Genomic DNA, 13799 nt, shown 5'->3' on the forward strand with positions numbered 1-13799 from the left:
CAATTGTTTTAGACCGCATTCATCGCTGGGGGATCTCCCACCAGCGATGTTTGCAAAGTCATTTTGTAGTTCAACCACACCGCCCGATTTTCTGGCTCAGAGCTGACCGGTTTGTGGGAGGAGGTCATTCTTGCCATGGGCATTGGACTTTTTGCGCCTCCTTTTGGGGTGGGGTATTACGCTGCGTGTGCTGTTAGTAAAGTGGATTCAAGCGTTGGTTTAAAGCCATTAATTCCATACATGATCACGCTAATTCTTGGTGTGATAGTGGTGGCGGCAGTGCCTTGGATTTCAACAGGATTTTTATAAGTAATGAAATAACCTCCTTTCCCAGTCGTCATCTCGGGAAGGGGGGGTAGTTTTAAGGGTTTATTGTAATTTTAATCTTTGTATACAGAATACGGTATACTAAACATAATGGTAATTGATATTTTTAAGGGGCAAAAATGAACGCAAAAGAGAATATTCCTCAAGAGGTAGCAAAAGAGAAGAAATTAACTCCCTATGGAGGCTACTATACAAATAAAGAGCCTGGCCACGATCCAGAGCTAACGGAATGCGGTGCAGGTACGCCATTAGGTGAGTACATGCGTCGTTTCTGGCACCCAGTTTGCATGTCACTTGAATTAACAGATACACCACGTTTTCTCAAAATTTTGGGCGAGGAGCTGGTCTGCTTCCGGGATGGTAGTGGTCGTATTGGCTTATTACATGCTCACTGCGTACACCGTGGAGCATCTCTTGAGTATGGAAAGATTGAAGAGAAGGGCATCTCTTGCTGCTATCACGGCATGGTATTTGATGTAGATGGCACTTGCTTAAAAGTTCCATTCCCTAAAGGCGAGGAAGAGGAAGGTGAGCGCTATCGTTGTTCCGTGCGCCAGGGTGCCTATAAAGCATTTGAACGCAATGGTTTGGTGTTTGCGTACATGGGTCCCCCAAACGAAGAGCCTCCATTTCCTGAGTGGGAAGGTGACTTTACTGTGATGGAAACCGATGAGCTAGTTCCATTTAGCAATTTTCAGCATTGCAATTGGCTACAAGTGCAAGATAACGCAGCGGACAACTATCACACTATGGCATTGCATGCAAAGCGCCAGGTTACTGGCGAGCATTATCAAGGTACAACTTTTGATGAAGTTGGGGCGGCTGCAATGGAGATTCCCCCAGACATGCAATTCTTCCCCGTTAATAACGGGCGCACCTTAGCAGCAGCTGGTGCACGTCGCGCCGATGATGGGCACATGCATATTCGCATTCAGCAGCAAATTTTGCCAAATCTAAGCTTTCATGCGTACACATCGGAAGATGGTCTTAAGAAAAAATTATTTAGCCGTTTCCATATGATTCGTTGGACAGTGCCTGTTGATGATCAAAATAGCAAAATGATTGGCTGGCGTGTAATGGGTCCCGGTGTTGATACGCGAAATATCGGCGACAAGAGCCTGGTAGGCTACGAGACAATTGACTTCTTAGAAGGCCAAGTGGCTATGCGACGTCCAGAGCGTTTTGGTGAATATAAGTTGGAAGATTTGCCTCCTATCCCGACTGATCATCGTGCTCGTTCAAGCTATAAAGATTGCCAATATGCTCCGGGAGATTACGAGGCGATCATTAGTCAGCGTCCAATCGCGATTCACGCTTTAGAGAACCCAACAAAGTTTGATGCTGGTTTATACATGTTCCGCAAGTTATTACGTGATGCCGTACGTGGCAGCAACCCAAATGCATCCCCAGAGAAGTTTGCTGAATGGGTGAAAGAGAGTGCTGGCGCTCCAAATGCGTATTGCTCTGGTAATGTATTCGATTTGCCTGTTGGCCGCACAACCGAGGAAGAGGTAACACTCCGTCGTTACTTGGCTAAGCAGGTAGTGGCAATAGTTACCGAAGCGGATAACCTTAAAGGCAAAGAACGTACCGAGTTTGTTAAGCAAAAAATGGAAGCACTGCAACAGGAAGTGCTTGCAAAGAGAAATTCATGAGTGCAACTCAGTCAGATAGCGGAAGCTCGGAGATGAGTGAACTTAATCTGCTGGTTAAAACAATTCACATGGAGGCTCAAGGCATTAACTCTTTTGAATTGGTTGATCCAGAAGGGGGAGATTTGCCTTCATTTGAGGCTGGTGCTCACGTTGACGTTCATTTGCCGGGCGGAATCGTTCGCTCTTACTCCCTTGCTGGCAATCCCATGGATAAAGCAAAATGGGTTCTTGGTGTTCTAAAAGAGCCTAAAAGTAAGGGGGGCTCCATAGCTATGCACGAAAAAGTGCGAGTGGGTGAGCAGCTAAAGCTAGGCGCTGTTCGAAATTTATTCTCTTTGGCAGCTGATGCAAAGCATAGTATTTTGATTGCAGGAGGGATTGGAATAACCCCGCTGAAATCCATGGCGCACAAGTTGGCATCAGAGGGAAAATCTTTTGAGCTGCACTATTGCGCACGTAGCTTAAAAAATATTGCATTTGCGAGTGAATTGAAGGAAATCGTTCCTGAGGGTAGGCTGCACATACACCTTGATCAGGGTGAGCCTTCAAAAGGGCTGAACATCAAGGCGCTTCTAGAAAATCCGCAACCTGGAACACATTTGTATTTTTGTGGTCCTGGTGGTTTTATGAAGGCTTGCGAAGAGAGTTCATCCCATTGGTCTAAAGGAACGGTTCATAGTGAACACTTTAAGGCTCCAGAGCCAGTTCAGAGTTCGATTCCTGATGGGTCATTTGAGGTGTACTTGGCTAAAAGCGGTGTAACTGTGCAAGTTCCTCCAGATCAAACAATTGTTCGAGCAATTGAGCTTACTGGTCGTCGTGTACCCACTTCATGTTTGTCAGGGTTGTGTGGTGCATGCAAGGTTGAGTATTCGGATGGCGAGGTAGATCACCGTGACTTCATATTGAGTGACGAGGAAAAGAAAACGTGCATAACAGTTTGCGTATCCCGCGCCAAGAGTAAGTCTTTGTCATTAGATTTGTAATAAAAAACATTAAAGGAGAGCGAAATGCTAGATAAAGTAAAGGCACCTGAGCAAAAGAAGTCTATTTATGACCCCATTCAGGAGGGGTTGATTTACCCAACAATTCCTGTATTTGAGGGTTTTGAGGCGGAAAGATTGCATCGTAAGCAGCGATTAGTAGCAGCTTGCCGTGCATTTGCATTGGAGAAATACGACTATGGTTTTGCAGGGCACTTAACAGTTCGGGATCCTGAGCGTCCAGAGTTGTATTGGACTAATCCTATGTGTATTCACTTCTCTCAGGTCAAAGTTTCTAATCTAATTTTGGTTGATCATAAAGGCATGGTAGTTGAAGGTGACTATGCTGTAAATCGCGCAGGATTTGTATTACATGCTGCTGTGCATGAAGCACATCCAGATATTATTTCCATGTGCCATGCTCACACCATTTACGGTACAGCTTTTGCAGCGCTAGGTCGATCACTGGATCCAATCTCTCAAGATGCGGCAGCATTCTTTGAGGACCATATCGTTATTAAAGATGAGGCTGGCCAAGTTGCGGTTGAGGAGCGTGCGGGAGTAGCAGTTTGTGACTGGTTCAAAGGTGTAAAAGCAGCGATCCACCAGAACCACGGACTACTCACTGCAAGTCGTCATAGTATTGAAGCGGCAGCATTCTGGTTTATTGCTCTTGAACGTTGCTGCCAACAACAGCTAATGGTTGAAGCAACCGGTATTAAACCTGTTTTAGTGACGCCTGAGCGTTCACGCTATAGCAGAGAGCACGTGGGTTCTGAATATATTGGTTGGTTGCATTTCCAGCCGATTTGGGATCATCTTGTTAAAACTCAACCAGATATGTTGACTTAGTCAAGGTAAATGCTGGGGTTATGGTAGCCTAATCATGTTGATTATTTATAGGAGTTAGCTATGGCCCTAGCAAAAATACCAAGTCGTACAAATTATGTTGATGAAGTGTATAAGACACTTCTTGGTGCGATCAGTGCTGGAAGTTTGGCCCCGGGCGAGAGAATTTTGCAAGAAGAGTTGGCTGAGCAGATGAATGTTTCTCGCTCACCAATACTTCAAGCATTGCAAATGTTAAAAAAAGACGGTCTTCTAGAAGAAGCTCCTGGAAGAGGTTTGGTTGTGACCAAACTTGATGCTACGCACATTGGCCAAGTCTATCAAATTCGCGGCGCTCTTGATGCATTGGCTGCTCGCCTTGCTGCTTCTCGTAAGGCAAAGATTCCACTTTCTCTTATTGAAAAAGGTCGCGCCACTGCAAATGGGTCTGATGTAAATGCCCTGATAGACGCAGATATAGACTTTCACAAAGCCATATATGAGGCATCTGGCAATCCATATATCGCCCAAGCCGCGGTGATGCACTGGATTCATTTGCGTAGGGTAATGGGCGCAGTTTTACAACGAAAGAATTCGCGAGCCGGTATTTGGGATGAGCACGCTGCCATTGCAAAGGCAATCCATGATGGTGATGCAGACCGTGCCGCGGCTTTATCAGAGCAGCATGCAGAAGCGGCCAGAGAGTCGCTTATTGCTAATCTTCAGAGCAGCAAGTTCCTTGAAGATCAAATGGAGGCATAGTCTGGAAAAGATAAATGGAACAATCATCAGATTCAATTACCTTTGAGCTCAGAACCCCATTCCATATTGCTGGATATCCAAGGGTGTGGGGATTGATCCTTGGCACTATTTGTGTTCTTTCAGGTTTATTTCTCTTATGCTCGGTATCAACTGATTCTTTCTGGGGTGCAAAACTTTTAAGTGAGCCACTTGTAGCAGGATTGATTGCTGTGCTTTTTGGAACTTTTCTTATTGCAAGATCTGCAGTTAGTGACTTATTGAGTATTTACGACGCCACATTTAGTAAGAATGGGGTAAAAATATCTTGGAGTACCGTGCCAAATATCTTCTCCCGAAGAATGGCTGGGGAAAAGATGTTCTATTGGGGTGATCTTAATTCGTTAACTTGGATAGATACCGAAACCTATCCAAGTGTTTGCCAACAAATAAAAATTCAATTTAAGGAAAATTTAGGTTTACGTAAAAGAGACCTAAAAATTGAGATTAGTAGCAATAGAAATTATGAGCGCTGCGAATTGCTTGCGACGATATTGCCGGAATATGTGACACTCCCACATTGGCTTAGACAGGCCAAGCAATCAAAGTCTTGTGCAAATACTCAGGTTATCGATATCCCTATGCATCCATAGATTTATTTGATTTCTATGTGAATGAAATGTTTTTTAGTTATATTAATTTAAAAGGAAAGTATGAAAGTTTTTTACGATAAAGATTGCGATCTGTCACTGGTTAAGGGTAAAACAGTTGCTGTTATAGGGTATGGATCGCAAGGACACGCACATGCTCAAAATTTAAATGATTCCGGCGTAAAAGTTATTGTTGGATTACGCAAAGGCGGCGCTTCTTGGGATAAGGTTGCCAAAGCGGGGCTTGCGGTCATGGAGGTTAATGATGCAGTTAAGGCTGCAGACATTGTGATGATGTTGTTGCCTGATGAGCAGATTGGCGAAGTCTATAAGAATAATGTTGAGCCCAATATTAAAAAAGGCGCATCTTTAGCATTCGCACACGGCTTTAATATTCACTATAACCAAGTTATACCTCGCGAAGATTTAGATGTTTGGATGGTCGCACCGAAGGCGCCTGGACATACCGTACGATCAACCTATACGCAAGGTGGCGGCGTACCCCACTTAATAGCAGTGCATCAAAATAAGTCTGGGGCCGCTCGTGACTTAGCGTTGAGCTACGCAATGGCAAATGGCGGCGGTAAAGCTGGAATTATTGAAACAGATTTCAAAGAGGAGACTGAAACTGACTTGTTCGGTGAGCAGGCTGTTCTTTGCGGTGGAGCGGTAGAGTTAATTAAGATGGGCTATGAAGTGTTAGTGGAGGCTGGATACTCGCCAGAAATGGCTTATTTTGAATGTTTACACGAACTTAAATTGATTGTTGACTTGATCTATGAAGGTGGTATCGCCAATATGAATTATGGCATTTCAAATAATGCTGAATTTGGTGAGTATGTGACGGGGCCAGAGGTTATCACCGAACAAACTCGCGAGGCAATGCGATTTGCACTTAAGCGCATTCAAAATGGCGATTATGCAAAAATGTTTATTCAAGAAGGTCGCTTAAATTATCCAAGCATGACGGCCCGTCGTCGCAATACGGCTGACCATAGCATTGAACAGGTTGGCAGTAAGCTGCGTTCGATGATGCCTTGGATTGCCAAGAATAAATTAGTTGATAAAACTAAAAATTAATTACTAACGTTCTTATAGAGTTTTTGATAACTTTCAATTACGATTAAGTTATCTCCATAAGTATGATGACTATTGAAGCCCTGTGAAATTTTGCAGGGCTTCTTTTTCCATGCGGTAAATCTGACATATATGTTTAATGAAGGAAAAGCACTATTGTGAACAGAGTTAAATCTTCAAAAAACACGGAGCTTCCTTTAATTGATGACATACGCCTATTGGGAAAAATATTAGGCGATATTGTTCGGGAGCAAGAAGGCGATGCTGTTTATGGGCTGGTAGAGCAAGTCCGCAAACTTTCCGTTTCCTTTCACCGCGACGCCAATCAAAAGGCGAATCAAGAGTTAACCAAGCTGCTCAAAGGATTGAGTAGTGAGAGTGCCATGAAGGTGCTTAGAGCCTTTACTTACTTTAGTCATTTAGCTAACTTAGCTGAAGATAGGCATCACATTCGCCGCCGCGTAGCTTATGAGCGAATTGGGAGCTATCAGGATGGCAGTATTCCTGTAGCCATGAAAAAGCTTCATGCTGCTGGCGTAACTAGCAAAATGATCTCTAAGACATTGGAAGAGAGCTTAATTTCGCCGGTGCTGACAGCCCACCCAACCGAAGTGCAAAGAACGAGTATTTTGGAAGCGGAGCGAGATATCGCTAACTTGCTGACTGCACGTGATCAGATCAAAGAATCATCTAAGGCCAATAACCCCGAGAAGGATGCCTTACTCAATAAAGAGCTCAAAGCCAATGAGGAGCAAATCCGTGCTCGTGTGCTGCAACTTTGGCATACCCGTTTATTGCGGTTTACCAAGCTTACCGTTGCTGATGAGATTGAGAATGCACTGACGTATTACGAAACCACTTTCTTGAGAGAGATTCCAAAGATCTATGCCCAATTAGAAGACTCTCTTGCGGGCAATTCCGTAGCTAGCTTCCTGAAGATGGGGCAGTGGATCGGTGGAGACCGAGATGGTAATCCTAATGTCAGCGCTAAAACTTTGGAATACGCCGTATCTAGACAGGCTGAAATGGTATTGCGCCACTACCTAACTGAAGTGCATCATTTGGGAAGAGAGTTATCAGTCTCCGCCTTGCTCTTGAAGTTCCCTAAAAAGATGCAGGAGCTTGCCGCCGCCTCACCTGATACCAATGAGCATCGTCAGGACGAGCCTTATCGCAGAGCGCTTACGGGCATCTATTCCAGGTTGGCGGCTGTTTTAAAAGCACTAACTGGTGCGGATGCTGCTCGCCATGCCGTAGCACCTCAAAATCCCTATGCTACTGCGCAAGAATTTCTATCTGACCTCAAGACAATAGAGGCTTCATTAGCTTCTCAGGGTGCCAAAGCTTTATCTGATCGTCGTCTGCGTGGCTTGATTAGGACGGTAGAGGTCTTTGGCTTTCATCTGGCTACTGTGGATTTGCGTCAAAGCTCGGATATGCATGAAGCTGTACTTGCTCAGCTACTTAATGTCGCTTCCATTCAAGCCGATTACTCGAGTCTTTCTGAAGGGCAAAAGCGTGAGCTCTTGCTGGGGCTATTAAAAGATCCAAGACCGCTGCGTGTAGTGGGGCATATCTATTCAGATTTTGCGGTTTCTGAAATTGCTATCTTTGAGATGGCTAAGAAAATGCGCCAGCTCTTTGGCAGTGAAACTATTCGCCATTACATCATTAGCCATACCGAAACTGTCAGTGACTTATTGGAAGTCTTATTGCTTCAAAAAGAAGTGGGTTTAATGCATGAGACGTTGGGTAAAAAAGCTTCAGCAGATCTGATCGTAGTTCCTTTATTTGAGACGATTGAAGATTTACGCAATGCAGCCCCCATCATGGAAGAGTTTTATGCATTGCCAGGTATTCTGGATTTAGTGAAGCGATCTGGTGCGGAGCAGGACATCATGTTGGGTTACTCCGATTCCAATAAGGACGGGGGCATTGTTACCAGCAATTGGGAGTTGTATTGCGCCGAGCTCGCTTTAGTTAAGGTATTTGAGCCTCTGGAAGATAAGCATGGAGTGAAATTACGACTATTTCATGGCAGGGGCGGTACAGTAGGTCGTGGAGGCGGTCCAAGCTATGAGGCGATCCTGGCGCAACCTCCGGGAACGGTGCGTGGGCAAATTCGTTTAACAGAGCAGGGTGAGGTGATTGGATCTAAATATGCCAATCCTGAGATTGGCAGGCGTAATCTTGAGACCTTGGTTGCTGCAACTTTAGAAGCCACTTTATTAAAGCCCACTAAACAAGCTAGCAAGGCTTTCTTAGATGCAGCTGCTCAAATCTCGCAATCGAGCATGGACGCATATCGTGGTCTTGTGTATGAGACCCCAGGATTTGCAGAGTATTTCTTTGATGCGACACCTATCCGGGAGATAGCTAAGCTCAATATTGGTTCACGTCCAGCTAGTCGCAAAGCCAGTCAAAAGATTGAAGATCTACGAGCTATTCCATGGGGTTTTAGTTGGGGTCAGTGTCGCTTAACGCTTCCAGGTTGGTATGGCTTTGGCTCTGCAGTGCAGGCGTTTTTAAATCAAGGAAAAGCTTCGGATAAAAAGGCTGCTTTAACTCTTTTGCAAAAAATGTACAAAGAGTGGCCCTTCTTTAGAACTTTATTGTCCAATATGGACATGGCTTTAGCTAAGAGTGATCTAGCGCTGGCATCGCGTTATAGCGAGCTTGTGCCTGATGTGAAATTACGTAAGAAGATCTTTGGCGCTATCGAGACTGAGTGGAATAAAACAGTTGATGCTTTGAATTTGGTAACTGGCGAGAAGGTTCGTTTGGCTAAGAATCCAGCTTTAGCTAGATCTATTAGAAATCGCTTCCCTTATATTGATCCACTTCATCATCTGCAAGTTGAGCTGGTTCGTCGTTATCGTGCAGGCAAGCATGATGAACGAGTGCAGAGGGGTATTCATATAGCGATTAACGGTATTGCAGCAGGATTAAGGAATACGGGCTAGGCATTTATTGTGGTGGTCGACTTCGCTGTGGCCCGGCTTGGCTCTTGAATGAGTCAGTACGGCTACGGCGTGTAAGGTGCTAGAAGCCATGAGCTGTTACCTCAATTAATATGCGGCTATTCGTTACGTAGATGAGTTTTGATTATTAAGAGCTTGATTGATAGCCTTGGCTATTATGAGAATCCCCATGCCCATTTAATGATGTTTAAGTAAGGTTTATGCAGTTCAAACTATCCCCTAAAAGCCCCAATCAAATTATTGAAATTGAACGTTGGGTTCGTTTAGATGGCTCTGTGACTATTACCAAAAAGTGGCGCACTGGTTATTTGGTGCTAGCGAATGAGCCTGTATTTTCAGAGCACTACTCTCCGCGGGTTGGAATTGATGTGAATATTGAGCTTGAGCCAATAAGACATGCTTTTAAAGGCTGCACGACCTTTTATGAATACCGTCATGTTAGTTTGGGGGAGCAAGAATTGATTGAGAAGACCTACTCTGACTCAATGGGTGAAGGTCTTGAACGGTTAGGTTGGAAGAACACAAAATTCCAATGCTGGTTCTATGGCGACCTCAAGATTGAGGGGTTGGGATGAAACATCTAGAACGCAACACTTTTTTCCAAAATCGAATGGGCGGTAAGTCGGCGGCTGAAATACTTCCGTAAATGCACTTACATCCTGCGGGCAATAAAAAAGGCTTCAAAAGCGATTCGCTTTGGAAGCCTTAGTAATGCTATTGGGTCGGGCGAGATTTTCAGCTCGAATATAAAACTGCTTTACTTCCATCTTTAATCCTCACCACAATAGCGCCAGCTTTCTTCTTGTTTAATGCCGCTGCTAGAGCGTTGTTAAAGTTGCCGTAAGTGCCCGCAACCACCCAAGCGAAAGTATCGGTAACTAGATTTGAGTTGGTGAATGAGTTTTAACTAATTCCGATTGCCCACTCTTAATTTTCTGCCTAGCTCGCTCAGCTTTTACTGCCTCTTGGTCGCGCTTGACGCGATCCTTCATTGATTTAAGTCTTGCTTGCTCTGGGCTTAAGGGCTTAATTGGGGCTATTTCATTAAATCGCATGGTTAACCAATCTGTAGCGGTTGATGCGGCACGTTGCTAGAACCAAAAATTGCCTTAAATAGTGCATATGCATGAGCTTGATTTTGAGCATAGAGAATCGTTTCTATCCACATTCCCGCTGCATTGACGGTTGCCTTATATCTTTTCATATAGATATTTAGCTTTTCTTATCTAGCTTTTGCAAATCAAGCGTTACTTTAAGTAACGCTTGTATAGCTATCTACTTGTATTTATTGAAATTCATTTTTAGTGCGCCACTAGCTACCTCAATTGCTACGTCTAAATTGCCAGCCTCAGTCTCTGACTTGAGTAATTCCAATGCATCAATTAAGTCAGTCATATTTGCCACGCAGATGGATGTTTTGCCGGGAACAATTTCGATGCGCTTACTACCGTAAAACACTGATAGGCATAAAGTGCCATCATCAGCCATAAACCACCAAGGCTTGATGCGTTTGGGACGCTCAATGCTTTTATAGTTTCCTTCTACGTCTTTAACAGTCACCCTGCGTTTCACGACAAAGTGGGTATGTTCAATCTGGCTCCTAGCCAATTGAATTTGCTCCCAAAGTTTATTGCTTAGCTTATTACGTCTTTGCTGTACTGCCGGCATAGATCTTGGTCGTACAGCATCGACAAATTGCAGATTACTTAAAGCATTTGGTGTGCCCATGGTGTTCTCCTTACAAAAGTGGGGTACACAAGCAATGTATGGCTCACCAAGGGTTTAGGACGACCTCTATTTGGCGATCTACGGAATTCAGAGCATTTTGGACAGAAAAAATGCGGTCTTTCTTATCAAGAGATAAATATTTTTGTGAGTTGCTCGGTTGCGACAGAGTGGGTTACCGAGGTAAGGGAAAAACGTTACTAGCTGAGTAAGTAGTGGCTAATGGAGTTAAGTGAGTCACTTAGTGGCATATGAATAACTCTGACTAGCAACACAAAAGCACTTCTCTCTATTGAGAGAAGCAACTAATCACTAAGTAACGATCTTTTGAGATCTCTTCTTCTAGTAACTAACTTAGAAACCAATCAACCAAGCGACTTGCAACATCACTCATCTAAAAGGAGATAAAAAATGAGAGAAATTGCAGTCAGAATGTTTATTAATGAGAAATTTGCTGGAAGCTTTGGAAATATGGTGTTTAATCGCGCTGCTTATAACGGCTCAATCGAACTACATAACCCTATGCAAAAGTATTTAGTTGATTTTTACAGCTACATCCATTGGGAAAACCGTGCTCAGACGCAAGAACAAATAGATATCGTCAGTGAGCTGATTAATACAGACTTACCTAAAGCGCCCAATATCTTGATGTCATGGATATTGCATTGGGATAAGGATGCAAAAATTAAGCAAACAGTTCCGGGATTTTGTGCGTACTTGCCAGATAGTGGGGAAATGCACTTACGTATTAGCGATGAGCAGCGGGGCACAAAAGGGAGTTGGGACTTGCCAGTGCGCCACTGTAAAAACGCAGGACCCAAGCTTCCCGTGTTTATTGCTACTAATGTAGATTTAACAGTTTGGCAGTAATAGCTAACATATAAGATTGCTTATAAAGCCCTCAAAAAAGCCCGTTAAATGCGGGCTTTTTGCATTCTTAGTCCCAAGTAGCTGAGATTGCGCAAACCTAATACAGCGTGAATTTGAAGTGTTTTAAGCGGTGTGTCAAAACCCCACAGAATTTGCTGTATTTACAGCCAAATTCTGAGTCAAATTGTTGTCTAGATCTCACATAAAACAGCTAAATATTAAGCGTAGTGTGCACATAAGAAAAAAATGCTTTTCTTTTATGAATGACGCAAGTCGTTGATTCTTGGAGGATCTTGGAATCCCATGGTTTTACTGGAAAACCTAGTGCAAAGATGACAAATCACAAGAATTCAAACTACCTCATGGCAAATAGAGGTCGACCTTTGCCACAAAAGAAAACACACTACATACATGCTTTTTATTAACTGCAAAGGAAAAACAAATGGCACAAGCAAAGACATTAACTCCAGAAGAGCTAGATAAGGTATTGGCATACGTTGCAACTAAGAAGTATCCAGAGCGCGATAGGGCGCTGATATTGACCAGCTGTTATTCGGGGCTTCGCGTTGCCGAAATAGCCAGCTTAAAAATGCGGGACGTAGTGAATGAAGACGGCAGTATTCGGAATGAAGTTCGCTTAAGTGCCGCGCAGACTAAAGGCGGTCAGCCAAGAACGGTGTTTTTACCTAAGAAATTGCAAGATGAATTAGCAATTTATTTGGCTACACGCTACGCCAAGTTCCCAGATGTGCCGTTCTTTCATACAGCTAAAAGATTGGGATTCTCGGCAAACTCTTTATGCCAATGGTTCTTTTGGGCTTATCGCAATGCTGGTATTGCTGGAGCCTCCAGTCACAGTGGGCGTAGAACCTTCATTACAACGCTGGCAAACAAAGGCATCTCAGTAAGAGTATTAGCTGGATTGGCGGGACATAAGTCTATTGCGGTTACTCAGAAATATATCGACGTCAATCCAGACTTGATGCGTAATGCAGTGGAGCTAGTGTGAAAAAGGCGCTGTATGCGCCTTTTTATTATTTCTTGGATTTTGTGGGTTTTATTTGATTTGCAATTTCTAAATAGCCATCAAAATAAGTTTTTGCAGGAACTCGGTTTACCACTACACCTAAGTCTTCAAGCATATGCAGTTTGCGATCAACATTAATCTCTGGTTGACTTTTAACATCTACGTGATGGTATGTAATTCCTCCGATATATTTTGGAAATTTATTTTGTAGTTGCATTTTTTCAAGGAGTAGCCACCATAAAATGCTTTCTGTATATTCCATTCCTAAGCCAATCATGTGAATATGATCTCGCAAAAAAAGATCCACCCAAGAATAGTAAGGCTCATCTTTATCAAAATCAAAATTAGGGATGCCTCGATATAAGGGAGAGTTTTTAATTTTTAACTTACTGTAAGAGATGCCGCTGTGTAAGTAGGTTTTAATTTGCGCTTGATATCTCGCATATTGCCTAAAGCCAAGAGCAATGCTTGTTGGCTCTAGCACCCAACCATTGATATACCAAAGATCTTTACCTTTATAGGTATTGCAACGAAACAGAGAAAAATTCTTTTCATTAATGCCTAAAAACTTACCCATTGACACTGGTGTACCTGAAGGCCAGTAGTAGTTGGTTGTCATAATTGAATTGGAGAGACCATTAAGGGCGTCGACGAGCTCAGAATTCCTTACATAAAATAACTCTCTCTCAACTTGGTTCAAAATTATATTTTTTACGTTTGGAACATTGGAGCGTAATAAGATTTCGTCAAAAACAAGGGTTAAAGGTTTTGTTTCTATATCTCGAATCTCTACTAGTGCTACAGCAGCTAATTTCTCTAACAAGGATTTCCAGGTAATTTCATATTTCCCTTTATCAAAACAATCTTTTGCAACAGCGCGATTAGGGCCATTGCCTATTAATATCGTATTTTTAATTGCCATTTCTAATCCTCTTTAG

The 13799-nt window shown here is 43.2% G+C and carries 14 protein-coding genes and 1 pseudogene; 11 read left to right on the forward strand and 4 right to left on the reverse strand.

All coding sequences use genetic code 11. The features are described 5' to 3' along the window. Positions 1–123: 123 nt before the first annotated feature. The 9 genes and pseudogenes from ICN30_RS08415 to ICN30_RS08455 form a co-directional block, all read left to right on the forward strand. Positions 124–309 (forward strand): annotated as a pseudogene (locus ICN30_RS08415) (TRAP transporter large permease subunit); the annotation flags it as partial. A 137-nt stretch (positions 310–446) separates the two neighbouring features. Beyond that, positions 447–1982, forward strand: a complete 1536-nt coding sequence (locus ICN30_RS08420) for a Rieske 2Fe-2S domain-containing protein (protein ID WP_216274789.1) — start codon at positions 447–449, stop codon at positions 1980–1982. Next, complete coding sequence (locus tag ICN30_RS08425; protein WP_216274791.1) at positions 1979–2968, forward strand: PDR/VanB family oxidoreductase; 990 nt, start codon at positions 1979–1981, stop codon at positions 2966–2968. The genes ICN30_RS08420 and ICN30_RS08425 overlap by 4 nt, the downstream gene beginning before the upstream one ends. A 24-nt stretch (positions 2969–2992) precedes the next feature. Then, entirely contained in the window at positions 2993–3817 is an 825-nt protein-coding gene (locus ICN30_RS08430) for a class II aldolase/adducin family protein (protein ID WP_216274793.1), read from the forward strand. Positions 3818–3877: 60 nt separating this feature from the next. Further along, positions 3878–4555 (forward strand): GntR family transcriptional regulator, encoded by a 678-nt coding sequence (locus ICN30_RS08435; protein WP_216274795.1) that lies wholly within the window; start codon positions 3878–3880, stop codon positions 4553–4555. 92 nt (positions 4556–4647) lie between these two features. After that, positions 4648–5184 carry a hypothetical protein gene (locus ICN30_RS08440; protein ID WP_216274797.1) on the forward strand — a complete coding sequence of 179 codons (537 nt, stop codon included), beginning with the start codon at positions 4648–4650 and terminating at the stop codon, positions 5182–5184. A 60-nt stretch (positions 5185–5244) separates the two neighbouring features. Continuing rightward, positions 5245–6261: a ketol-acid reductoisomerase gene (ilvC, locus tag ICN30_RS08445; RefSeq protein ID WP_216274799.1), complete on the forward strand. Its 1017-nt coding sequence runs from the start codon at positions 5245–5247 to the stop codon at positions 6259–6261. Between the two features lie 155 nt (positions 6262–6416). Further along, complete coding sequence (gene ppc / locus ICN30_RS08450) at positions 6417–9221, forward strand: phosphoenolpyruvate carboxylase (RefSeq protein ID WP_315127809.1); 2805 nt, start codon at positions 6417–6419, stop codon at positions 9219–9221. Between the two features lie 218 nt (positions 9222–9439). Beyond that, positions 9440–9814: a hypothetical protein gene (locus tag ICN30_RS08455; RefSeq protein WP_216274801.1), complete on the forward strand. Its 375-nt coding sequence runs from the start codon at positions 9440–9442 to the stop codon at positions 9812–9814. A 303-nt stretch (positions 9815–10117) separates the two neighbouring features. On the opposite strand, the gene ICN30_RS08460 is transcribed toward ICN30_RS08455, so the two are convergent. The 3 genes from ICN30_RS08460 to ICN30_RS08470 all read right to left on the reverse strand — a co-directional run bounded on the left by ICN30_RS08460 (position 10118) and on the right by ICN30_RS08470 (position 10967). Then, on the reverse strand, positions 10118–10294 hold the full coding sequence (locus tag ICN30_RS08460) for a hypothetical protein (RefSeq protein WP_216274803.1): 177 nt from the start codon (positions 10292–10294) through the stop codon (positions 10118–10120). Positions 10295–10296: 2 nt separating this feature from the next. Next, positions 10297–10443 carry a hypothetical protein gene (locus tag ICN30_RS08465; protein ID WP_216274805.1) on the reverse strand — a complete coding sequence of 49 codons (147 nt, stop codon included), beginning with the start codon at positions 10441–10443 and terminating at the stop codon, positions 10297–10299. 71 nt (positions 10444–10514) lie between these two features. Then, on the reverse strand, positions 10515–10967 hold the full coding sequence (locus ICN30_RS08470) for a DUF6641 family protein (RefSeq protein ID WP_216274807.1): 453 nt from the start codon (positions 10965–10967) through the stop codon (positions 10515–10517). Positions 10968–11375: 408 nt separating this feature from the next. Between ICN30_RS08470 and ICN30_RS11665 the strand changes: the two genes are divergently transcribed. Together ICN30_RS11665 and ICN30_RS08480 are read left to right on the forward strand one after the other, a co-directional pair. Next, positions 11376–11834, forward strand: coding sequence for a hypothetical protein (locus tag ICN30_RS11665; protein WP_255533184.1), 459 nt, complete (start codon positions 11376–11378; stop codon positions 11832–11834). Between the two features lie 442 nt (positions 11835–12276). After that, complete coding sequence (locus ICN30_RS08480) at positions 12277–12843, forward strand: site-specific integrase (protein WP_216274809.1); 567 nt, start codon at positions 12277–12279, stop codon at positions 12841–12843. 25 nt (positions 12844–12868) lie between these two features. Here ICN30_RS08480 and ICN30_RS08485 read toward each other — a convergent pair whose 3' ends face one another. Continuing rightward, positions 12869–13783 carry a hypothetical protein gene (locus tag ICN30_RS08485; protein ID WP_216274811.1) on the reverse strand — a complete coding sequence of 305 codons (915 nt, stop codon included), beginning with the start codon at positions 13781–13783 and terminating at the stop codon, positions 12869–12871. Positions 13784–13799: the final 16 nt, after the last annotated feature.

The organism is Polynucleobacter sp. 31A-FELB, assembly GCF_018882405.1.
Lineage (GTDB): Bacteria > Pseudomonadota > Gammaproteobacteria > Burkholderiales > Burkholderiaceae > Polynucleobacter.

Excerpts from the sequence above, each read along its gene's own strand:
- ICN30_RS08430 (WP_216274793.1), top strand. The coding sequence starts at position 2,993 with ATGCTAGATAAAGTAAAGGCACCTGAGCAAAAGAAGTCTATTTATGAC.
- ICN30_RS08420 (WP_216274789.1), top strand. The coding sequence starts at position 447 with ATGAACGCAAAAGAGAATATTCCTCAAGAGGTAGCAAAAGAGAAGAAA.
- ICN30_RS08425 (WP_216274791.1), top strand. The coding sequence starts at position 1,979 with ATGAGTGCAACTCAGTCAGATAGCGGAAGCTCGGAGATGAGTGAACTT.
- ICN30_RS08455 (WP_216274801.1), top strand. The coding sequence starts at position 9,440 with ATGCAGTTCAAACTATCCCCTAAAAGCCCCAATCAAATTATTGAAATT.
- ilvC (WP_216274799.1), top strand. The coding sequence starts at position 5,245 with ATGAAAGTTTTTTACGATAAAGATTGCGATCTGTCACTGGTTAAGGGT.
- ICN30_RS08435 (WP_216274795.1), top strand. The coding sequence starts at position 3,878 with ATGGCCCTAGCAAAAATACCAAGTCGTACAAATTATGTTGATGAAGTG.
- ICN30_RS11665 (WP_255533184.1), top strand. The coding sequence starts at position 11,376 with ATGAGAGAAATTGCAGTCAGAATGTTTATTAATGAGAAATTTGCTGGA.
- ICN30_RS08485 (WP_216274811.1), bottom strand. The coding sequence starts at position 13,783 with ATGGCAATTAAAAATACGATATTAATAGGCAATGGCCCTAATCGCGCT.
- ICN30_RS08470 (WP_216274807.1), bottom strand. The coding sequence starts at position 10,967 with ATGGGCACACCAAATGCTTTAAGTAATCTGCAATTTGTCGATGCTGTA.
- ICN30_RS08465 (WP_216274805.1), bottom strand. The coding sequence starts at position 10,443 with ATGAAAAGATATAAGGCAACCGTCAATGCAGCGGGAATGTGGATAGAA.
- ICN30_RS08460 (WP_216274803.1), bottom strand. The coding sequence starts at position 10,294 with ATGCGATTTAATGAAATAGCCCCAATTAAGCCCTTAAGCCCAGAGCAA.
- ICN30_RS08480 (WP_216274809.1), top strand. The coding sequence starts at position 12,277 with ATGGCACAAGCAAAGACATTAACTCCAGAAGAGCTAGATAAGGTATTG.